The organism is Bacillus cereus group sp. BfR-BA-01331, from assembly GCF_022663915.1.
GTDB lineage: Bacteria > Bacillota > Bacilli > Bacillales > Bacillaceae_G > Bacillus_A > Bacillus_A mycoides.
The window spans coordinates 79496-99611 of record NZ_JAKUGJ010000006.1 but is presented as its reverse complement, the minus strand read 5'-3'; the positions used below and the strand labels follow the sequence as shown (position 1 = coordinate 99611).

The following is a 20116-nucleotide window of genomic DNA, read 5'->3' as shown; positions in this document are numbered from 1 at the left end:
CGAGCCGCTTCCGCTTTTAGTTATTAACGATTTGTAAAGATCTTATCGATTAAGCCGTATTCTAGAGCTCTTTCTGCTGTCATGAAGTTGTCGCGGTCTGTGTCGCGTTGTAGAACTTCAAGTGGTTGACCTGTGCGGTCAGCAAGAATTTGGTTTAATTTTTCACGTAAGAATAGGATACGTTTTGCAGCGATTTCGATTTCAGTCGCTTGACCTTGTGCTCCGCCAAGTGGTTGGTGAATCATAACTTCACTGTTTGGAAGTGCGTAACGTTTTCCTTTTTCACCTGCTGCAAGTAAGAATGCACCCATAGATGCAGCCATACCGATACAGATTGTTGATACTTGTGGTTTAATAAACTGCATTGTATCGTAAATTGCCATACCAGCTGTGATAGAACCACCAGGGCTGTTGATGTAAATGTGAATATCTTTTTCTGGATCTTGAGATTCCAAGAATAAAAGCTGGGAAACGATTGAGTTTGCTACGTTGTCATCAATTGCGCTACCAAGCATAATGATGCGATCTTTTAATAGTCGAGAGTAAATATCGTAAGCGCGTTCTCCACGATTTGTTTGTTCAATTACTGTAGGAATTAAATTCATCTGTTATTTCCTCCTTTAAAAGCTTTCTTAGTCTTATAATACAATTATGGTCAATGAAGGTCAAACGAAACCACTTTAAATCAAAAAATATGTAGTTGTATCATGATTTATTCGCTATGTTTTTAAAATTCCCTGCTTATGTATCTTCAACATCATAACCGAATTACATAAATTTAAACGTGATTAGTGGTGTGGAAAAGGCAAAAGAACGCCTTTTGTATAGAAGCGTTCTTTCATTTTTTATTCTTTTAACAGATAGGTTACTTTATTTAAGATTTTCTCGATTTGTTTTGCGTTTTTACTATACATATCACTCGCTGATTTTGATTTCGTTTCTAAAGAGAATAATTCAAGATCAGCATTGCATTTCTTTAAGGATGCAAATAATAAAGGCTTGTTTTGAGGAGAAGGCATTTGGAGTTTATCATTATAGATGTCGATAGTAAGTTGTCCGTATGAATCAACTTGACCAAGAAAGACATTTTCAATGACAACACCGAGTTTTTCTAGCTCAGAATGTAACCAAGCGCGATTATGTCCGCTAGCAGAAAGAGGTTCATCTAGTACATTTCCATCCATAATAACAGTTTGCGGTTCTTTTTCGTTTGGCACTTTTAAGCTGATATCTTTTGCTGTAAGTGGTTGGCGATCTTTCTTTAATAATACATTTAATTCACCGCTCGGTTCTAGTACAGCAAATTCAACATCAGCTACGCTGAACGCATTTTTTCCTCTGAGAAGCTCAAGTAATTCATCACTTGTATACTTTTCTTTCTTTAAGTTATCTTCAAGTATTTTTCCATCTTTTATTAATACGGTAGATTTTCCTTCAAAAAAATCTCGAGCTGTTTTGTTCTTTAAAGAGAGGATTCCTGTGAAAAAAGGTACCACAGCGAAAATGAGTATCGCAAAGACGCCGTGGAAAAATTTTGAATCGAGCCCTGTAGATACTTGGGCAGCGATGTCACCGATTGTCATTCCGGCTATGTATTCAAAAAAGGAGAGCTGAGAGATTTGTCTTTTTCCTAACCATTTCGTAATAGCGAATAAAATAATTAATATGAATACAGAGCGAAGAATGACAAGTGTCCATTCCGGCAGGTGAGACATAGTCATTTCCTCCAGTCTACTTAAAACCCTTTATATTGAGGTTCTTCACGTTCTAATACTGAAACTCTATTCTGTAAATCGGTGATGATGCTGTCCATTTCTAACATACATTCATGAAATACACGTTTTGATTCCGCGTCCTGTGAATTTAGTGAAAGGGAGCTTAAACTTGCTTGAGCGCCCCTTACACTGGCAAGGCAGGTTTTAACGCTAGCGATAACTGTCATACGAACACCTTATCCTTTCGGTTTGAATAGCAATGCTCCAATGAAGCCGAAAATAATGGCAGCTGATACACCAGCACTCGTTACTTTAAACATGCCGGTAATAACGCCGACGATGCCATGTTTGGCTGCTTCCTCCATCGCGCCATGAACGAGGGCATTACCGAAACTTGTAATAGGTACAGTTGCGCCAGCGCCTGCAAAGTCGATTAATGGTTCATACAGATTGAATCCATCTAATATAGCTCCAGCAACAACGAGTGTTGCCATCGTATGAGCGGGGGTTAGTTTGCCGACATCAAACATAAGCTGTCCGATTACGCATATGAGTCCACCAATGACGAAAGCCCAGAAAAAAATCATTGCGTTGCACCTCCAAATTCAATCGAAACAGCGTGAGCGATACACGGAATCGTTTCTTCTTGTTGGAATGTAAGTGGAGATAGTAAAGCGCCTGTCGCAACGACAAGTATTTTTTTGAATTCTCCTCTTTTCATTCGGTTTAATAAATGTCCGTATACGACTGTTGCTGAACAGCCTGGACCACTTCCACCAGCTATGACAGGTTGACCTTCTCTATAAATGATGATTCCGCAATCTTGAAATTGCTCGCTCTTTACCTTTGTTCCATGTTTATGTAGTAGGTCGTAAGCAATTTCGCGACCGACATGTCCAAGGTCACCTGTTACGATTAAGTCGTAATAAGAGGCGTCAATTTGTCGTTCGCGTAAATGAGCTTCAATCGTATCGACAGCAGCTGGGGCCATCGCGCCACCCATATTAAAAGGATCTGTTAGTCCCATATCAATAACTCGTCCAATGGTGGCCGATGTTACTTGTGGACCATATCCAGTGTCGCTTAAAATAGCCGCGCCTGCACCGGTCACTGTCCACTGAGCCGTAGGAGGTTTTTGACCACCATATTCAGTTGGATAGCGGAATTGTTTTTCTACCGCAGCGTTATGACTTGATGCCCCAGTTAATAAATACTTTGCACCTTTTGCATTTACGATACTTGCGCCGAGTGCTAAGCCTTCCATAGAGGTAGAACAGGCGCCGAATAAACCGAGATAAGGTGTTCCGAGTGTGCGGCATGCAAAGCTCGTTGGAGTTATTTGGTTAATTAAATCCCCTGCGAGTACGAATTGAATATCGTCTTTACGGAGCTGCGCCTTTTCGGTAGCGCGGCTACAAGCTTCTTCAAATAAAATTTTATGCGCCTTTTCGTAAGAATCTTGTCCGAGCCATAAATCTTCATGCAGGGTATCGAAGTCTTCAGGGATTTTTCCATTTGCCTCAAATGGGCCGCCGACTACACCTGTTGAGATGATAACTGGTTTGTTTTCGAATACCCATGTTCGGTGTCCTTGTAACATTTACAGCCCTCCCCATTGAAAGAGAATTGTTTTAATAAGAGCGATGACAAAAGCTGAAAATACGCCAAATAAGATGACCGATCCTGCTAGTTTAAACATGTTACCACCAACGCCGAGAACGAATCCTTCTGTCCGGTGTTCAATACATGCGGCAATAACAGAGTTACCAAATCCAGTAACGGGAACTGCGGTACCAGCACCAGCAAATTGCCCAAGGCGATCGTAGACGCCAAATCCCGTCAATAGCATGGAGATAAAAATAAGAGTTGCAACAGTAGGGTTCCCGGCAGAGCGTTCAGTGAAATCAAAATAGGTAATATAAAAGGTGGAAATCAGTTGACCTATTAGACAAATTAATCCCCCGACGAAAAAAGCTTTTATACAATTTTTTAAAACGGGGCGCTTCGGTTCGCGCTGTTGTTCGAATTTTTTATATTCTTGTTGCACAGGTGTTAAATTTTTATCTTTACTAGACATTTGAATCCTTCCTTCTCTTTTAGAAAACTTAAATATTAGATCCCATTTCTGATTGAATGAGTTTCAATTGATCTTTAATGCCATCCTTGCTTATTTTCTTGTTCTTAATTTTGTTTTCAAGTTCTTCTATGAGCATAAAAATCTTTTTGTCTGTACTTACACGAATATCGAAAGTAGGGTTTTCATCACTTAGCTTCTTTTTTAATTTACTTCGTAAAGGTTTTAAACCAAATCTTTCGTGATGTTCAGGTTTGATGGCTATGTAAAGATCTAAATTTGTATTAACTGCGGTAGCTTCTATAATCCCCTCCATAGCAAGAGCTTTTTTCTTAGCGTCTTGCGATATAGATTGATTAAAGGATTCTGTACTCATTTTTGTTAATTTAGGGCCCTTTTTCTCATCTGCCCGCTTAGCTTCTTCTTTCTTTACTTTTTTATCTAACGGGCTATTATCACATCCGGTAAGTGAACCGAATAGGAGCATAAATAACACGGTTATGATTCCAAGTTTTCGCATTATAATCATTCCATTTCTATTGCAGTATGTAATGTGAGAGAAAAAGGATGATTGCATATCATCCTTTTTCTCAAATTGTGTACCATTAGATGAAATGGCACTTTTGGTTATTGCTGTGTGTATTGTGGTTCTTCTTGCTGGACTTCTTCAACACGTGGGTTTAAAGAATCGATAATAGTTTGTGTTTGCTCCGCAGCTGTTTGGAAAAGTTGCTTTGCTTGTTGGTTATCCGTATCAAGAGCGAATCCCTCTAAGCTAGCTTGTGCACTTTTTAATCCAGAAACAGTTTGCTTTAGTTTTGTAATTACAGTCATTGAATGAAGCCCCCTTTGGAATATCAATTCAAAGATTATAATTTGTGAGTTGGGGTGAATTTATGATTGGAAAATTTAGGAGAAGGATGTGTTTTATAGGCTCCTAGCTAAGGGATATAAAGGATTAAGGCGATATTTTTATTGATTTAGATGGATTTTATTGCTATTATTATGAGAAGAAAATGAAGTGTTTTTATAATCATGCGCCCATAGCTCAGTCGGATAGAGCGGTGGTTTCCGGTACCACGTCTGCCGGGGGTTCGAATCCCTCTGGGCGCGTCAAAAGGTCCTAACTTACATTTGTAAGTTAGGACCTTTTTTTATTTCTCTCTTGTTATATCTGGTTATAAGATTTACTATTAGTATGTGGTAATAATTTTTATTGCGCTATTATTTTCTTTCAATATTATTCAAATTTCGGTTGTAAGATGTAAATCTCATTAATACATATAAATTAATAATATTTTGGAATGGGTGTCTGCGATAGGATTCTCCTTTTACCAAACTTATTGTACAATAGAAACAAGGGGGAGATTAGTTTGAAGGCAAGTCTTTTACAAGAACAAAGCTTACGTTTGGCAATGACACAAGAGTTAAGGCAAGCGATTACAATGCTCCAGTATAATGTACAAGAATTATCGGAGTTTTTGTATGAGCAATCGTTAGAGAATCCCCTTATTGAGTTAGGTGGTTTTGAGAGGGAGAAGAAAAAGAGCTCTAACACAAGTAAAAGTACCCGAAAACAAGTCGAGAATCAAATGGAAATCTACAGTGTGGATTCTACAACGATTCAGCAACATTTATTAAATCAACTACAGTATTATAAAATAGATGAAGAAGAGCGAAAAGCAGCTTCTTTCATTATTATGAACATGGATGGAAATGGCTATTTACAAGAAACAAATGAAGAGTTATCAGAGCTTCTTTCTGCGCCAATTGATGTAGTGGACTGTTCCGTGGAGCTTGTTCAATCGTTAGAGCCAGCAGGGGTAGGTGCGCGTAATATTCAGGAATGTCTATCAATCCAATTGAAGCGCTTACAAAGAAGGAATGGGTTAGCGGAAGAAATTATAGATGATCATTTTAATTATTTCGTTAAGAAAGATTGGCGAAAGCTCGTTCAAGTGTTGAAGTGTACTAACGAGGAATTACAGGATGCGGTGAACTGTATTACATCATTGCAGCCGAAACCAGGTCTTGCATTTTCTTCTGATAAACCACTTTATATTGTGCCTGATATGGCGGTAAAAAAAGATGGCGATCATCTCGTTTTACAGATGAATGAGAGAAATATGCCAAGAATTGAAATTCATTCTGAGTATAGTGCGTTACTAAATAATAGTGAAAGTGAAGTGGCTTCTTACGTATCGGAGAAGTATCAGCATGTGCAATGGATTATGCGCAGTTTGAAACAGAGAAAACAAACACTCTTACAAGTGATGAATATTATTATGGAAAAACAGCATGATTTCTTCTGGGGAGGTCCAGAGTATTTAAAACCACTTGCTTTAAAAGAGGTGGCGGAAGAGTTAGGTGTGCATGAGTCTACAATTAGTCGCGCAACGCGTAATAAATATGTGCAAACGCCGCACGGTTTATTTGAGATGAAATCGTTCTTTAGTAATTCTATTTCTACGACGGAAGATGAGGCGGTTTCTACAAAGCGTGTGAAACAATTCATTCAAACGCTTGTTGGAGCAGAAAATAAGAAAAAGCCACTTTCGGATCAAAAGATTTCAAAATTATTAGAAGAAGAGCATGAAATAGTTATTTCTCGAAGAACGGTTGCGAAGTATAGAGAACAAATGCATATTCCTGCTTCGTCTCTAAGAAAAACAATTGGATAGGTGAAGAAGATGAAGGTTGTACTATATACAAAAAAAGATTGTGGCCTTTGCGTGAAGGCGAAACAAGTTTTAAAAGAAGTACAATATGAATATTCTTTTCAAATTGAGGAAATAGATATATATGAAGATAATGACCTTTTAGAGAAATACCATCTAATGATTCCTGTTGTAGAAATAGGCGGAAGACAAGTAGAATATGGTAACATTCACAAAGGTGTCATAATAAACTATATAAACAATGCAGTTAAGAGTTGAATAAGTTTCTGTCTCCTGTTACAATAATACACGTAGCAGGGATTATTTTTTTAACCTAAGTGGGACGCAAAATGTCACTACGGGACATAAAGTGACCACGAAGGGAAATGAACCGATGCAGTGAGGAGAAAAGATATGCGCTCATGGATTCAGAACACAAAAAAATTATTACCTGATCTGCTACCTGTTATGCAAACGAGAATGCAAGTGCTTCAGTACATTAGGCTTATGCAGCCGATTGGAAGAAGAAACTTATCTGCAAGTCTCGGTATGACAGAACGAGTATTGCGAAGTGAAGTTCAAGTTTTGAAAGAACAAAACTTAGTTCACGTCGCTTCTTCTGGAATGACTTTGACAGAAGAAGGAACAGCTTTAGTTCTTGCTTTGGAAGACTTTATGAAAGAAATTTCCGGGTTAAAGGTTTTAGAAAAACAACTTAAGGAAACATTAGACTTGGATGAAGTTTTCGTTGTCCCTGGTGATAGTGATGAATCACCTTGGGTCAAACTGGAGATGGGCCGTGCTTGTGTGACTTGTATAAAAGACCGTCTGACAGTGAATAATATCGTTGCTGTGGCTGGAGGAACTACGCTAGCTGCTGCTGCGGACATGATGCAACTTGATTGCAAAGATTTACATATGCTATTTGTCCCAGCACGTGGTGGAATTGGAGAAGGCGTCGAGTTAGAAGCCAATACCATATGCGCCAAAATGGCACAAAATACGATGAGTAATTATCGCTTATTGTATGTTCCAGATCACGTTAGTAGCGAAGCATATGCGTCTATTGTAACAGAGCCCTCCGTGAAAGAAGTTCTTGAGTTGATTCGATCTTCCAATATCGTCATTCATGGAATTGGTGATGCGTTAACAATGGCACGTCGCAGAAATACTTCAGAAGCAGATTGGTTAAAGATTCAGGCAAGCGAAGCAGTTGGCGAAGCTTTCGGTTACTACTTTAGTGAACAAGGGAATGTTGTTCATAAAGTAAGAACGGTTGGTATGCAACTTGAAGATTTACAAAATGTATCTCACGTTGTTGCAGTCGCTGGAGGTTCTTCAAAAGCAAAAGCAATACAGGCTGTAATAAAGCAAGGGCACACTTCAATTCTAATTACAGATGAAGGTGCAGCAAAACAATTAACAAAGGGTATTACCCTTTAATATAATCCCCCAAGGAGGAAATTTAAATGACTAAAATTGGTATTAATGGATTTGGACGTATCGGACGTAACGTATTCCGCGCAGCTCTTAACAACTCTGAGGTAGAAGTAGTAGCAATCAACGACTTAACAGATGCTAAAACATTAGCTCACCTTTTAAAATATGATACAGTTCACGGAACTTTAAATGCAGAAGTATCTGCTAACGAAAACAGCATCGTTGTTAACGGTAAAGAAATTAAAGTTATCGCTGAGCGTGACCCAGCTCAATTACCATGGAGCGACTACGGAGTAGAAGTAGTAGTAGAATCTACTGGCCGTTTCACTAAAAAATCAGACGCTGAGAAACATTTAGGTGGATCAGTTAAGAAAGTTATCATCTCAGCTCCAGCTTCTGACGAAGATATCACTGTAGTTATGGGTGTTAACCACGAACAATACGATGCAGCTAACCACAACGTAGTATCTAATGCTTCTTGTACTACAAACTGTCTAGCTCCATTCGCTAAAGTATTAAACGAAAAATTCGGCGTAAAACGCGGAATGATGACAACAATTCACTCTTACACTAACGACCAACAAATCTTAGACTTACCACACAAAGATTTACGTCGTGCTCGTGCAGCAGCTGAAAACATGATCCCAACATCTACTGGTGCTGCTAAAGCTGTAGCATTAGTATTACCAGAACTTAAAGGTAAATTAAACGGCGGCGCTGTACGTGTTCCAACTGCTAACGTTTCTCTTGTTGACTTAGTTGTTGAACTTGACAAAGAAGTAACAGTTGAAGATGTAAACGCAGCATTCAAAGCAGCTTCTGAAGGCGAATTAAAAGGTATCCTTGGATACAGCGAAGAGCCATTAGTATCTATCGACTATAACGGATGTACAGCTTCTTCTACAATCGATGCATTATCTACAATGGTAATGGAAGGTAACATGGTTAAAGTACTTTCTTGGTACGATAACGAAACTGGTTACTCTAACCGCGTAGTAGACCTAGCTGCATACATGACTTCTAAAGGTCTTTAATTCTTAAGTATATAAGCAATCAATGACAAAACGAGGGAGAGGGTTTGTTCCCTCTCTCTCTTCTTTCGTTTTAGAAGCAAATGTGTTAAGCTTTTGAATGGGTTTTGTCAATCCTAACTAGTAGTCGGAGGGAAATCCAATGAACAAAAAATCAATTCGTGACGTAGATTTAAAAGGTAAGCGTGTATTTTGCCGCGTTGATTTCAACGTACCTATGAAAGAAGGCAAAATTACAGATGAAACTCGTATCCGTGCAGCTCTTCCTACAATTCAATATTTAGTAGAGCAAGGTGCGAAAGTAATTTTAGCAAGTCATTTAGGCCGTCCAAAAGGTCAAGCAGTAGAAGAATTACGTCTTACTCCAGTAGCAGCACGTTTAGGCGAGCTTCTTGGTAAAGATGTTAAAAAAGCGGACGAAGCATTCGGACCAGTTGCACAAGAAATGGTTGCAGCAATGAACGAAGGCGACGTATTAGTTCTTGAAAACGTACGTTTCTATGCGGGCGAAGAAAAGAACGATGCAGAACTTGCGAAAGAATTTGCAGCTCTTGCTGATATCTTCGTAAACGATGCATTCGGTGCAGCTCACCGTGCTCATGCTTCTACAGCAGGAATCGCAGACTACCTACCAGCAGTATCTGGTTTATTAATGGAAAAAGAGTTAGATGTATTAGGTAAAGCACTTTCTAACCCAGAACGTCCATTCACAGCTATTATCGGTGGTGCGAAAGTAAAAGATAAAATCGGTGTAATTCGTCATCTATTAGATAAAGTAGATAACTTAATCATCGGTGGCGGACTTGCTTATACATTCGTTAAAGCTTTAGGTCATGAAATTGGTCAATCACTATGTGAAAACGACAAAGTTGAACTAGCTAAAGAATTTATGCAACTTGCAAAAGAAAAAGGCGTAAACTTCTATATGCCAGTTGATGTTGTAATCACAGAGGAATTCTCTGAAACTGCAACAACTCAAATCGTTGGTATCGACTCTATCCCTTCTACTTGGGAAGGCGTGGACATCGGTCCTAAAACACGTGAAATTTATGCAGATGTAATTAAAAACTCTAAGCTTGTTGTATGGAATGGACCAATGGGTGTATTCGAAATGACTCCATTCGCAGAAGGTACAAAAGCAGTAGGGCAAGCATTAGCAGATGCAGAAGATACATACTCTGTTATCGGCGGTGGTGACTCTGCAGCAGCTGTTGAAAAATTCGGTATGGCTGATAAAATGAGCCACATTTCTACTGGCGGCGGTGCGTCATTAGAATTCATGGAAGGTAAAGAGCTTCCAGGTGTAGTTTGTCTTAACGACAAATAAGTAGCAGCCAAAGAAAAAGGACGGTGCAAAGCATGCGTAAACCAATTATCGCAGGTAACTGGAAAATGAATAAAACTCTAGCTGAAGCAGTTAGCTTCGTAGAGGAAGTTAAAGGTCAAATCCCAGCAGCTTCAGCTGTTGATGCAGTAGTTTGTTCGCCAGCTCTATTCTTAGAGCGCTTAGTAGCTAAGGCTGAAGGAACTGACTTACAAGTAGGTGCACAAAACATGCACTTCGAAAAAAATGGTGCATTCACTGGCGAAATTAGCCCAGTAGCACTTAGCGACTTAAAAGTAGGCTACGTAGTACTTGGCCACTCTGAGCGTCGTGAAATGTTTGCTGAAACAGACGAATCAGTAAACAAAAAGACTCTTGCAGCATTTGAACATGGTTTAACACCAATCGTTTGTTGTGGTGAGACTTTAGAAGAGCGCGAAAGCGGAAAAACATTTGATCTAGTAGCAGGTCAAGTAACAAAAGCACTTGCAGGTTTAACAGAAGAGCAAGTTAAAGTAACTGTTATCGCTTATGAGCCAATCTGGGCTATCGGTACAGGTAAATCTTCTTCTTCTGCAGATGCAAATGAAGTATGTGCGCACATCCGTAAAGTTGTTGCAGAAGCTGTTTCTCCAGAAGCTGCAGAAGCTGTTCGTATTCAATACGGCGGTAGCGTAAAACCAGAAAACATTAAAGAGTATATGGCACAATCTGACATCGACGGCGCTTTAGTTGGCGGTGCTAGCTTAGAGCCTGCTTCGTTCTTAGGTCTTCTGGGGGCGGTAAAATGAGAAAGCCAACAGCTTTAATCATTCTTGATGGTTTCGGACTACGTGAAGAAACTTACGGGAATGCTGTAGCACAAGCTAAGAAACCTAATTTTGATGGTTACTGGAACAAATTCCCTCACACAACGCTTACAGCTTCTGGTGAGGAAGTAGGTCTTCCAGCAGGTCAAATGGGTAACTCAGAGGTTGGTCACTTAAATATCGGTGCTGGCCGCATCGTATACCAAAGCTTAACACGCGTAAACGTTGCAATTCGTGAAGGTGAGTTCGATCAGAACGAAACTTTCCAAAATGCAATTAAAAGCGTGAAAGAAAAAGGTACTGCTCTTCATTTATTCGGTTTACTTTCTGATGGTGGTGTGCACAGTCACATGAACCATATGTTTGCTCTTCTTCGTTTAGCAGCAAAAGAAGGCGTGGAGAAAGTATATATCCATGCATTCTTAGATGGCCGCGATGTTGGACCACAAACAGCAAAAGGTTATATCGATGCAACAAATGAAGTAATTAAAGAAACAGGAGTAGGACAATTCGCGACTATCTCTGGTCGTTATTACTCCATGGACCGTGACAAGCGCTGGGATCGCGTAGAAAAATGTTACCGTGCTATGGTGAATGGTGAAGGCCCTACTTATAAATCAGCAGAAGAGTGTGTAGAAGACTCTTATGCAAATGGTATTCATGATGAATTCGTATTGCCGTCTGTAATTGTTAACGAAGATGACACGCCAGTTGCAACAATCAATAATGATGACGCAGTTATCTTCTATAACTTCCGTCCAGACCGTGCAATTCAAATTGCTCGTGTATTTACAAACGAAGACTTCCGTGAGTTCGATCGTGGTGAAAAAGTACCTCACATTCCTGAGTTCGTTTGTATGACACATTTCAGTGAAACTGTAGATGGTTACGTGGCATTCAAGCCAATGAACCTTGATAACACATTAGGTGAAGTTGTTGCGCAAGCGGGATTAAAGCAACTTCGCATCGCGGAAACTGAAAAGTATCCGCACGTTACATTCTTCTTTAGCGGTGGTCGTGAGGCTGAATTCCCAGGAGAAGAGCGTATTTTAATTAACTCACCGAAGGTTGCAACGTATGACTTGAAACCTGAAATGAGCATTTATGAAGTAACGGACGCTTTAGTAAATGACATCGAAAATGATAAACATGATGTTATCATTCTTAACTTTGCAAACTGTGATATGGTTGGCCATTCTGGGATGATGGAACCAACAATTAAAGCAGTAGAAGCAACTGACGAATGTTTAGGAAAAGTTGTAGAAGCGATTCTTGCAAAAGATGGTGTAGCACTTATTACTGCTGACCATGGTAATGCCGATCAGGAGTTAACTGCTGAAGGTGGACCAATGACAGCTCATACAACTAACCCGGTTCCTTTCATCGTTACAAAAAATGATGTAGAGCTTCGTGAAGGTGGTATTTTAGGAGATATCGCCCCAACAATGCTTACACTTTTAAATGTGGAACAACCGAAAGAAATGACAGGTAAAACAATTATTAAATAATTTGCTTATATAAAAAGGAGAGAATTTATTATGTCAACAATTATTGATGTTTATGCTCGCGAAGTCCTTGACTCTCGTGGTAACCCAACTGTAGAAGTAGAAGTTTACACAGAAAGCGGCGCATTCGGACGCGCTATCGTACCAAGTGGTGCATCTACTGGTGAGCACGAAGCAGTAGAATTACGTGACGGTGACAAATCTCGTTACCTTGGTAAAGGTGTTCTTAACGCAGTAAACAATGTTAACGAAGCAATCGCTCCAGAAATCGTTGGTTTCGACGTAACTGACCAAGCTGGTATCGACCGTGCTATGATCGAATTAGATGGCACTCCAAACAAAGGTAAACTAGGCGCTAACGCTATCCTTGGTGTATCTATGGCAGTAGCTCACGCAGCAGCTGACTTCGTAGGTCTTCCATTATACCGTTACCTTGGTGGATTCAATGCAAAACAATTACCAACTCCAATGATGAACATCATCAACGGTGGTTCTCACGCTGATAACAACGTTGACTTCCAAGAGTTCATGATCTTACCAGTTGGTGCTCCAACATTCAAAGAATCAATCCGTATGGGTGCTGAAGTATTCCATGCACTTAAAGCTGTATTACATGACAAAGGTCTTAACACTGCAGTAGGTGACGAAGGTGGATTCGCTCCAAACCTTGGTTCTAACCGTGAAGCATTAGAAGTAATCATCGAAGCTATCGAAAAAGCTGGTTACAAAGCTGGCGAGAACGTATTCTTAGGAATGGACGTTGCTTCTTCTGAGTTCTACAATAAAGAAACTGGTAAATATGACCTTGCAGGCGAAGGCCGTACTGGCTTAACTTCTGCAGAAATGGTTGATTTCTACGAAGAGCTTTGCAAAGACTTCCCAATCATCTCTATTGAAGATGGTTTAGACGAAAACGACTGGGATGGTCACAAATTATTAACTGAGCGTATCGGTGATAAAGTACAATTAGTTGGTGACGATTTATTCGTAACTAACACTCAAAAACTTGCTGAAGGTATCGAAAAAGGTATCTCTAACTCAATCTTAATTAAAGTTAACCAAATCGGTACTTTAACTGAGACTTTCGAAGCAATCGAAATGGCTAAACGTGCTGGTTACACAGCAGTTGTATCTCACCGTTCTGGTGAAACTGAAGATGCTACAATCGCTGACATCGCAGTTGCAACTAACGCTGGCCAAATCAAAACTGGTTCTATGAGCCGTACTGACCGTATTGCTAAGTACAACCAATTATTACGCATCGAAGACGAACTAGGCGAAATCGCTGTTTACGATGGTATCAAATCTTTCTACAACATCAAACGATAATTGTAGAAAATAACGACAGACCGTGAGAAATCACGGTCTGTTTTTTTATGCTAAAATTGTTCGTCTGTCATAAGTGACATGAAGTATTTAAAGAAGAGATTATAATCAAAATCGATAGCGATTTGCTGCGAGGGCCGATTGGTGAATGGGCTCGATCCTACTAAAGAGCGGAAATCACCGATACTTGCTCCTTGAGCGTAAGATTCGGTCATGACGGTAATTGGTGATTTGTAGTAGGTAAACATAGAATTATCGAGTAAAGCTAATATCGGTATCGTGTCATGAAAAGGGCAGCCTTTTAATTGTGGTAAAATTTTTTCGTAATATCCATAGTAGTAATGATCGAATAGAGGTTTGACGAGAGAAGCCTTTCCTTTCGCCTCAATATATTCAGCCATATCAGGTGTAACGATGGAATACTGAGTTACATTTAACGGGTATATGTACATGTTGGATGCAGATTGTAATACAATGTTAGCCGCGATTGGATCGCCATAAAAATTCGCTTCTGATACGGGAGTTACATTACCTGGGTGCAGAAAGGAACCACCCATTACATAATAAGATTTAATTTGCTGCATTAAGTTTTTACATAAAATAAATAAAGCAGCTAGGGAAGTGAGTCGCCCTAAACTTACAATGATTAGTTCGTCTTTATACTGCTCGATAAGAGGGATAACTTCAAAAAAATTCTCCATTTCTCCGTTTTGTAACTTTTCATTTGGGATGATTGGCCCTAACCCTTCTTTACCGTGAATATTGGTAAAAAAAGCAGGTGGACCTCCATTGAGAGGACGGTCTGAACCACCAAATATTTTCATATCTCTATTTCTTGATTTTTGTTTAAGAAAATGAGCATTTTGTACGGCCATTTCTTTTGGAACATTGCCGTAATCAGCGACAATCCCAACAATTTCAATTTCATCGATAAAGAATGCGAGGAGGAGGGCTATCGCATCGTCGATTCCAGGATCACAAAAAATGAGAATTTTTTTAGACATGCGTTCACCACCTATCTTTATATATATATGTGTGCTAGAGAGAAGGCAGAATAAAAATGGAGTGAAGGATTTTGTTTTATTAAAATAATAACCATCAAAATTCAGAAAATATAAACTTTATATATTAGGTCAATGTTTTTGACGTAAATTACATTGGGAAACGCAGTCATATCAAGGGTGTAAGCGTATAATATAGTGGGTTTTCGTTGTCGATTTGATAAATTGCAGGTTTTTACAATTTATACTATGATAAGGATATTAACAGAAGATCGTATAAACATGAGGGATGATGAACATGAAACTTACAAAGATTCTTGTCCAAATTGCTGCTCTTTATGTATTTTATATGGTTGGAAATTGGGTGCAAGAAATGTTGAATCTTCCGATTCCAGGAAGTTTGATTGGGATGTTCCTCCTACTTGTTTTGCTTAGCCTAAAAGTACTTCCAGTGAAATGGTTTGATTTAGGAGCAGAAACACTCGTTGCTATTATGCCGTTTTTATTAATTCCGCCAACGCTTGGCTTAATGAATTACGGTGCTTTTTTTATGAGTAAAGGAATTTCCCTTTTCATTACAGTTGTAGCGAGTACGTTTTTAATTATTATTGTCGCAGGACATACAGGACAATATCTTGCGAATAGAAAGGAAAAAGAGACACAATGAGCCAAATATTAATCGGAATCGGTTGGGTTCTTTTTACGGTGCTATTATATCAATTATCTAAAAAAATCTACAAATTATTTCCAACACCATTTACCATTCCAATGCTTGTTGCAACAGGATTAATGGCTTTCTTATTTATAATGCTTGATATACCATATCAAAATTATATGGAAAGTGGTGGTGGCTGGATTGCGAAGCTACTAGGACCAGGTGTTGTAGCATTTGCAATCCCGCTTTATAAACAACGTCATGTTCTGCAAAAATATGTTGTACCAATTGCTGGTGGTGTATTAGTAGGTACAACAGTTGCTATTGCAAGTGATTTTGCTATCGCCACACTTATGGGAACAGATAAAAGCTTAATTTTATCTTCTTTACCAAAATCAGTGACAATGCCAGTTGCGATGAGTGTATCTGAACAAGTTGGTGGTGTCCCGTCCTTAACAGCAGCATTCGTCGTTATCGCAGGGATTACTGGAACGATTTCAGGACCAATTTTATTAAAATGGAGCCGTGTTACAAACTCAGTTGGTAAAGGGATTGGCTTTGGATGTGCGTCTCATATTATGGGTGTTATGAGAGCGATGAAAAATAATGAGCATGAAGGTGTTATTGGATCGGTAACAATGACATTAACAGCAATTTTGACATGTTTGCTTGGACCGTTATTCGCAATGATGTTCATGTAATAGAAGAAAAGCGAGAGCGATTCTATAGCTCTCGCTTTTCTATAGGATTTATGCTACATTTAAAATAACTGAATCTTTGTAGGAGGTACGCCAAGTGCATACGTTATTATCAGTTTTACTTATTATTGTATCGATTTTAATGATTGTTATGGTACTTATGCAGTCTAGTAATAGCTCAGGCCTTTCAGGCGCTATTTCAGGTGGTGCAGAGCAATTGTTTGGTAAGCAAAAAGCACGTGGAATTGAAGCGGTATTAAACCGTGTTACAGTTGTCTTAGCTGTACTATTCTTCGTACTAACAATTGGTGTTACGTACTTAAATTTATAAAATAAAAAGAAGAAGCGTTAGCGGATTATGCTAATGGTTCTTCTTTTTTTGATTTGTTATTCAAAAAAAGTTTCTAATTAGATTATAGAATTATAAATATGGTACACTAAGAATAGAAAGAATACGACTAGATTACAGAAGAGAAAGAGGAGAAGTACATGATGAAATTAGCATCTCCGAAACCATTTACATTTGAAGGTGGAGACCGCGCTGTTTTATTATTACATGGATTCACAGGAAACTCAGCTGACGTACGCATGCTAGGGCGTTTCTTAGAGAAGAAAGGCTATACTTGTCATGCGCCAATTTATAAAGGACACGGCGTACCACCAGAAGAGCTTGTTCATACAGGACCTGAAGACTGGTGGAAAGATGTAATGAATGCCTACCAGCATTTAAAAGATCAAGGTTACGAGAAAATAGCTGCGGTTGGATTATCATTAGGCGGAGTATTCTCATTAAAACTTGCTTATACATTACCGATTTTAGGTGTTGTACCAATGTGTGCACCGATGTACATTAAAAGTGAAGAAATTATGTACCAAGGTATATTGGCATATGCCCGCGAATATAAAAAGCGTGAGCAAAAATCACCAGAACGAATTGAGCAGGAAATGTTTGAATTTAAACAGACACCAATGAATACATTAAAAGCATTACAGGAGTTGATTCGTGACGTACGCAATAATGTTGATATGATTTATGCTCCAACATTCGTTGTACAAGCACGTCATGATGAGATGATTAATACAGATAGTGCTAACATTATTTATAACGGTGTAGAATCTACGTTAAAAGACATTAAATGGTATGAAGACTCTACGCATGTCATTACACTTGATAAAGAACGTGATGTGCTACATGAGGATGTATATAACTTCTTGGAGCAACTAGATTGGTAAGGTCTAGTTGCCTCTTTTTTTCATAAGGGAATTTTTATCCCGCTATTTGTGGGCTAATAATCAGTGGGGACGGACAAAAAACTACTGGTTAAAGTTACACTTTATGAAAGCTGTAAAAAATCATTGGGAGATGATTAAAGTTTCACTTTATACATCCCCCATCTTTCGGATACACTAAATAATATAAGGGTTTAAAGGAGGTATTTCTGCTTGGAAGAAATCATGCAAGAACATATTGATAAGTTGTTATTATTTATGAGGGAAGAAGCGTATAAACCGTTAACGATACAAGAATTAGAATCGGCATTTGGAATCGAAGGCTCTGAGGGCTTTAAAGATTTCGTAAAGGCACTTGTAATGATGGAAGAGAAGGGGCTTGTTATCCGCACACGTAGTAACCGCTACGGTCTTCCAGAAAAAATGAATTTAGTACGCGGTAAATTAATTGGGCACGCACGTGGTTTTGCGTTCGTCGTTCCAGAAGAGAAGAAAACAGGAGATGATGATCTTTTCATCCCGCCGACAGAATTAAATGGTGCACTTCATGGTGATACAGTATTAGCACGTGTTAGCGCACAATCAAGTGGATCACGCCAAGAAGGCGCGATTGTTCGTATTTTAGAGCGTGGAACGAAGGAACTAGTTGGTACATATACAGAGTCAAAGAACTTTGGATTTGTTATACCTGATAATAAACGCTGGACAAGTGACATTTTTATCTTGAAAAGTGCATCTATGGGCGCTGTAGAAGGCCATAAAGTAGTTGTGAAAATTACGGGCTACCCAGAGAACCGTTTAAGCGCAGAAGGTGAAGTTATTCAAATTCTAGGTCATAAAAATGACCCAGGAGTAGATATTTTATCTGTCATTCATAAACATCATTTACCTTTAGCATTCCCTGAAGAAGTGATGGAGCATGCAAACAGTGTACCAGAAACGATTTCAGAAGAAGATATAAAAGATCGTCGTGATTTACGTGATCAAATGATTGTTACAATTGATGGTGCGGATGCGAAAGACTTAGATGACGCTGTTACAGTAACGAAGCTTGAGAACGGTAACTATAAGCTTGGCGTTCATATTGCGGATGTAAGTCATTATGTTCAAGAAGGTTCTCCAATTGATGTTGAAGCAGCAGAGAGAGCAACGAGTGTATATCTTGTAGACCGTGTAATTCCGATGATTCCGCATCGTTTATCAAACGGTATTTGTTCATTAAATCCGAAAGTAGACCGTCTGACACTATCTTGTGAAATGGAAATCAACAATCTAGGCGATGTTGTAAAACACGAGATTTTCCAAAGTGTAATTAAAACGACAGAGCGTATGACGTATGCTGACGTAAGAAGCATTTTAGAAGATGAAGACGAAGCGCTAATTGAACGCTACGAGCCGCTAGTACCAATGTTTAAAGAAATGGGGCAGTTAGCACAAATTTTACGTGAAAAACGTATGCGCCGTGGTGCGATTGACTTTGACTTTAAAGAAGCGAAAGTACTAGTAGATGAAGAAGGAAAACCGACTGATGTTGTAATGCGTGATCGTTCTGTATCAGAGAAGCTAATTGAAGAGTTTATGCTTGTTGCGAACGAAACAGTAGCGGAGCATTTCCACTGGATGAACGTACCGTTTATGTACCGTGTCCATGAAGATCCGAAAGAAGATAAGCTTGAGCGTTTCTTCGAGTTTGTAACAAACTTCGGATATGCAGTAAAGGGACGTGCGAATGAAATACACCCTCGTGCATTGCAGCAAATTCTTGAAATGGTTCAAGGTCAGCCGGAAGAAATAGTCATTTCAACAGTTATGCTTCGTTCTATGAAGCAAGCACGTTACGATTCGAACAGCTTAGGACATTTTGGTTTATCAACTGAGTTCTACACGCATTTCACATCGCCAATTCGTCGTTACCCGGATACGATTGTTCATAGATTGATTCGTGAATACATCATTAATGGTAAAGTAGACAACGAAACGCAAGCGAAATGGCGTGAAAACTTACCTGAGATTGCAGAGCATTCTTCTAATATGGAACGCCGCGCTGTTGAAGCAGAGCGTGAAACAGACGAAATGAAAAAAGCAGAGTATATGGTTGATAAGATCGGTGAAGAGTATGACGGTATGATTAGCTCTGTAACAAACTTCGGTTTATTCGTAGAGCTTCCAAATACAATTGAAGGTCTTGTACACGTTAGCTATTTAACAGATGATTACTACCGTTATGACGAAAAACACTTTGCGATGATTGGAGAACGTACAGGTAACGTATTCCGCATCGGTGACGAAATTACAATTCGTGTTATTAACGTAAATAAAGACGAGCGCGCAATCGACTTTGAAATCGTTGGCATGAAAGGCACACCTCGTCGTAAGTTCAAAGATCGTCCAGTTGTGATTGAACAGCCAAGAACAGGCAGAAAGAAACGCGGTGGACGTAGCGAACGTAGTAATGAGCGCGGTGGTGAACGCGGCACAGGAAGAAAGTTTGATCGTGGTGGACAAGGAAAAGGAAAAGCATCTGCATCCACATCCGCTAGTCAGCCAGGGAAAAAAGATGGAAATAGTAATAGTAATGGTAAGAAGAAAAAAGGATTCTTTGAAAATGTACCAGGATTCAAGAAGAAAAAGAAAAAGCGCAAGTAAGAGAA

The 20116-nt window shown here is 39.1% G+C and carries 22 protein-coding genes and 1 tRNA gene; 14 read left to right on the top strand and 9 right to left on the bottom strand.

Features of this window, described 5'->3' with window-relative positions:
- Nucleotides 1–23: 23 nt before the first annotated feature.
- The 8 genes from clpP to MR155_RS13250 form a co-directional block, all read right to left on the bottom strand.
- The gene (gene clpP, locus MR155_RS13285) at nucleotides 24–605 is read right to left on the bottom strand and encodes an ATP-dependent Clp endopeptidase proteolytic subunit ClpP (protein WP_001049163.1); all 582 of its coding nucleotides are present in this window, start codon (nucleotides 603–605) and stop codon (nucleotides 24–26) included.
- Nucleotides 606–845: 240 nt separating this feature from the next.
- A complete protein-coding gene (locus MR155_RS13280) occupies nucleotides 846–1715 on the bottom strand; it encodes a DUF421 domain-containing protein (protein ID WP_219300933.1) in 870 nt (289 codons plus the stop codon).
- 20 nt (nucleotides 1716–1735) lie between these two features.
- Nucleotides 1736–1942 carry a DUF1657 domain-containing protein gene (locus tag MR155_RS13275; protein ID WP_002034728.1) on the bottom strand — a complete coding sequence of 69 codons (207 nt, stop codon included), beginning with the start codon at nucleotides 1940–1942 and terminating at the stop codon, nucleotides 1736–1738.
- Nucleotides 1943–1951: 9 nt separating this feature from the next.
- Complete coding sequence (gene spoVAE / locus MR155_RS13270) at nucleotides 1952–2302, bottom strand: stage V sporulation protein AE (RefSeq protein ID WP_000575919.1); 351 nt, start codon at nucleotides 2300–2302, stop codon at nucleotides 1952–1954.
- A complete protein-coding gene (spoVAD, locus tag MR155_RS13265) occupies nucleotides 2299–3315 on the bottom strand; it encodes a stage V sporulation protein AD (protein WP_002089557.1) in 1017 nt (338 codons plus the stop codon). The genes spoVAE and spoVAD overlap by 4 nt, the downstream gene beginning before the upstream one ends.
- The gene (gene spoVAC, locus MR155_RS13260; RefSeq protein ID WP_002034730.1) at nucleotides 3316–3792 is read right to left on the bottom strand and encodes a stage V sporulation protein AC; all 477 of its coding nucleotides are present in this window, start codon (nucleotides 3790–3792) and stop codon (nucleotides 3316–3318) included. It abuts the gene before it with no gap.
- Nucleotides 3793–3820: 28 nt separating this feature from the next.
- Complete coding sequence (locus MR155_RS13255; RefSeq protein WP_242310128.1) at nucleotides 3821–4309, bottom strand: YhcN/YlaJ family sporulation lipoprotein; 489 nt, start codon at nucleotides 4307–4309, stop codon at nucleotides 3821–3823.
- Nucleotides 4310–4416: 107 nt separating this feature from the next.
- A complete protein-coding gene (locus tag MR155_RS13250; RefSeq protein WP_002124076.1) occupies nucleotides 4417–4623 on the bottom strand; it encodes a DUF1657 domain-containing protein in 207 nt (68 codons plus the stop codon).
- A 203-nt stretch (nucleotides 4624–4826) separates the two neighbouring features.
- On the opposite strand from MR155_RS13250, the gene MR155_RS13245 reads away from it, so the two are divergent.
- The 9 genes from MR155_RS13245 (at nucleotide 4827) to eno (ending at nucleotide 13884) form a co-directional block, all read left to right on the top strand.
- Nucleotides 4827–4902: transfer RNA gene (locus MR155_RS13245), tRNA-Arg, on the top strand.
- A gap of 260 nt (nucleotides 4903–5162) precedes the next feature.
- The gene (gene rpoN / locus MR155_RS13240; protein ID WP_002016074.1) at nucleotides 5163–6470 is read left to right on the top strand and encodes an RNA polymerase factor sigma-54; all 1308 of its coding nucleotides are present in this window, start codon (nucleotides 5163–5165) and stop codon (nucleotides 6468–6470) included.
- Nucleotides 6471–6479: 9 nt separating this feature from the next.
- On the top strand, nucleotides 6480–6725 hold the full coding sequence (locus MR155_RS13235) for a glutaredoxin family protein (protein ID WP_002089547.1): 246 nt from the start codon (nucleotides 6480–6482) through the stop codon (nucleotides 6723–6725).
- 135 nt (nucleotides 6726–6860) lie between these two features.
- Nucleotides 6861–7889, top strand: a complete 1029-nt coding sequence (cggR, locus tag MR155_RS13230) for a gapA transcriptional regulator CggR (RefSeq protein ID WP_044738071.1) — start codon at nucleotides 6861–6863, stop codon at nucleotides 7887–7889.
- A gap of 26 nt (nucleotides 7890–7915) precedes the next feature.
- Nucleotides 7916–8920: a type I glyceraldehyde-3-phosphate dehydrogenase gene (gene gap, locus MR155_RS13225; protein WP_002016071.1), complete on the top strand. Its 1005-nt coding sequence runs from the start codon at nucleotides 7916–7918 to the stop codon at nucleotides 8918–8920.
- A 139-nt stretch (nucleotides 8921–9059) separates the two neighbouring features.
- Nucleotides 9060–10244, top strand: coding sequence for a phosphoglycerate kinase (locus MR155_RS13220; RefSeq protein WP_113936281.1), 1185 nt, complete (start codon nucleotides 9060–9062; stop codon nucleotides 10242–10244).
- Between the two features lie 32 nt (nucleotides 10245–10276).
- A complete protein-coding gene (tpiA, locus tag MR155_RS13215; RefSeq protein ID WP_002159914.1) occupies nucleotides 10277–11032 on the top strand; it encodes a triose-phosphate isomerase in 756 nt (251 codons plus the stop codon).
- The gene (gene gpmI / locus MR155_RS13210) at nucleotides 11029–12558 is read left to right on the top strand and encodes a 2,3-bisphosphoglycerate-independent phosphoglycerate mutase (RefSeq protein WP_002129880.1); all 1530 of its coding nucleotides are present in this window, start codon (nucleotides 11029–11031) and stop codon (nucleotides 12556–12558) included. Before tpiA ends, gpmI begins: the two co-directional genes overlap by 4 nt.
- 30 nt (nucleotides 12559–12588) lie before the next feature.
- On the top strand, nucleotides 12589–13884 hold the full coding sequence (gene eno / locus MR155_RS13205) for a phosphopyruvate hydratase (RefSeq protein ID WP_000103948.1): 1296 nt from the start codon (nucleotides 12589–12591) through the stop codon (nucleotides 13882–13884).
- A 50-nt stretch (nucleotides 13885–13934) separates the two neighbouring features.
- On the opposite strand, the gene MR155_RS13200 is transcribed toward eno, so the two are convergent.
- The gene (locus MR155_RS13200; protein ID WP_063218051.1) at nucleotides 13935–14885 is read right to left on the bottom strand and encodes a nucleoside hydrolase; all 951 of its coding nucleotides are present in this window, start codon (nucleotides 14883–14885) and stop codon (nucleotides 13935–13937) included.
- Between the two features lie 286 nt (nucleotides 14886–15171).
- On the opposite strand from MR155_RS13200, the gene MR155_RS13195 reads away from it, so the two are divergent.
- From MR155_RS13195 to rnr, 5 genes are all read left to right on the top strand, one after another.
- The gene (locus MR155_RS13195; protein WP_002016064.1) at nucleotides 15172–15549 is read left to right on the top strand and encodes a CidA/LrgA family holin-like protein; all 378 of its coding nucleotides are present in this window, start codon (nucleotides 15172–15174) and stop codon (nucleotides 15547–15549) included.
- A complete protein-coding gene (locus tag MR155_RS13190) occupies nucleotides 15546–16238 on the top strand; it encodes an LrgB family protein (RefSeq protein ID WP_002129877.1) in 693 nt (230 codons plus the stop codon). Before MR155_RS13195 ends, MR155_RS13190 begins: the two co-directional genes overlap by 4 nt.
- A 94-nt stretch (nucleotides 16239–16332) precedes the next feature.
- Nucleotides 16333–16566, top strand: a complete 234-nt coding sequence (secG, locus tag MR155_RS13185; protein WP_002016062.1) for a preprotein translocase subunit SecG — start codon at nucleotides 16333–16335, stop codon at nucleotides 16564–16566.
- Nucleotides 16567–16727: 161 nt separating this feature from the next.
- Nucleotides 16728–17468, top strand: a complete 741-nt coding sequence (locus tag MR155_RS13180) for an alpha/beta hydrolase (protein WP_162836430.1) — start codon at nucleotides 16728–16730, stop codon at nucleotides 17466–17468.
- Between the two features lie 222 nt (nucleotides 17469–17690).
- Nucleotides 17691–20111: a ribonuclease R gene (gene rnr / locus MR155_RS13175; RefSeq protein ID WP_396027166.1), complete on the top strand. Its 2421-nt coding sequence runs from the start codon at nucleotides 17691–17693 to the stop codon at nucleotides 20109–20111.
- The last annotated feature ends 5 nt before the right edge of the window (nucleotides 20112–20116 follow it).

What these genes read in the sequence shown, in the direction of transcription:
- clpP (WP_001049163.1), bottom strand. Translation starts at nt 605, where the DNA reads ATGAATTTAATTCCTACAGTAATTGAACAAACAAATCGTGGAGAACGC.
- MR155_RS13280 (WP_219300933.1), bottom strand. Translation starts at nt 1,715, where the DNA reads ATGTCTCACCTGCCGGAATGGACACTTGTCATTCTTCGCTCTGTATTC.
- MR155_RS13275 (WP_002034728.1), bottom strand. Translation starts at nt 1,942, where the DNA reads ATGACAGTTATCGCTAGCGTTAAAACCTGCCTTGCCAGTGTAAGGGGC.
- spoVAE (WP_000575919.1), bottom strand. Translation starts at nt 2,302, where the DNA reads ATGATTTTTTTCTGGGCTTTCGTCATTGGTGGACTCATATGCGTAATC.
- spoVAD (WP_002089557.1), bottom strand. Translation starts at nt 3,315, where the DNA reads ATGTTACAAGGACACCGAACATGGGTATTCGAAAACAAACCAGTTATC.
- spoVAC (WP_002034730.1), bottom strand. Translation starts at nt 3,792, where the DNA reads ATGTCTAGTAAAGATAAAAATTTAACACCTGTGCAACAAGAATATAAA.
- MR155_RS13255 (WP_242310128.1), bottom strand. Translation starts at nt 4,309, where the DNA reads ATGCGAAAACTTGGAATCATAACCGTGTTATTTATGCTCCTATTCGGT.
- MR155_RS13250 (WP_002124076.1), bottom strand. Translation starts at nt 4,623, where the DNA reads ATGACTGTAATTACAAAACTAAAGCAAACTGTTTCTGGATTAAAAAGT.
- MR155_RS13235 (WP_002089547.1), top strand. Translation starts at nt 6,480, where the DNA reads ATGAAGGTTGTACTATATACAAAAAAAGATTGTGGCCTTTGCGTGAAG.
- cggR (WP_044738071.1), top strand. Translation starts at nt 6,861, where the DNA reads ATGCGCTCATGGATTCAGAACACAAAAAAATTATTACCTGATCTGCTA.
- gap (WP_002016071.1), top strand. Translation starts at nt 7,916, where the DNA reads ATGACTAAAATTGGTATTAATGGATTTGGACGTATCGGACGTAACGTA.
- MR155_RS13220 (WP_113936281.1), top strand. Translation starts at nt 9,060, where the DNA reads ATGAACAAAAAATCAATTCGTGACGTAGATTTAAAAGGTAAGCGTGTA.
- tpiA (WP_002159914.1), top strand. Translation starts at nt 10,277, where the DNA reads ATGCGTAAACCAATTATCGCAGGTAACTGGAAAATGAATAAAACTCTA.
- gpmI (WP_002129880.1), top strand. Translation starts at nt 11,029, where the DNA reads ATGAGAAAGCCAACAGCTTTAATCATTCTTGATGGTTTCGGACTACGT.
- eno (WP_000103948.1), top strand. Translation starts at nt 12,589, where the DNA reads ATGTCAACAATTATTGATGTTTATGCTCGCGAAGTCCTTGACTCTCGT.
- MR155_RS13200 (WP_063218051.1), bottom strand. Translation starts at nt 14,885, where the DNA reads ATGTCTAAAAAAATTCTCATTTTTTGTGATCCTGGAATCGACGATGCG.
- MR155_RS13195 (WP_002016064.1), top strand. Translation starts at nt 15,172, where the DNA reads ATGATGAACATGAAACTTACAAAGATTCTTGTCCAAATTGCTGCTCTT.
- MR155_RS13190 (WP_002129877.1), top strand. Translation starts at nt 15,546, where the DNA reads ATGAGCCAAATATTAATCGGAATCGGTTGGGTTCTTTTTACGGTGCTA.
- MR155_RS13180 (WP_162836430.1), top strand. Translation starts at nt 16,728, where the DNA reads ATGAAATTAGCATCTCCGAAACCATTTACATTTGAAGGTGGAGACCGC.
- rnr (WP_396027166.1), top strand. Translation starts at nt 17,691, where the DNA reads ATGCAAGAACATATTGATAAGTTGTTATTATTTATGAGGGAAGAAGCG.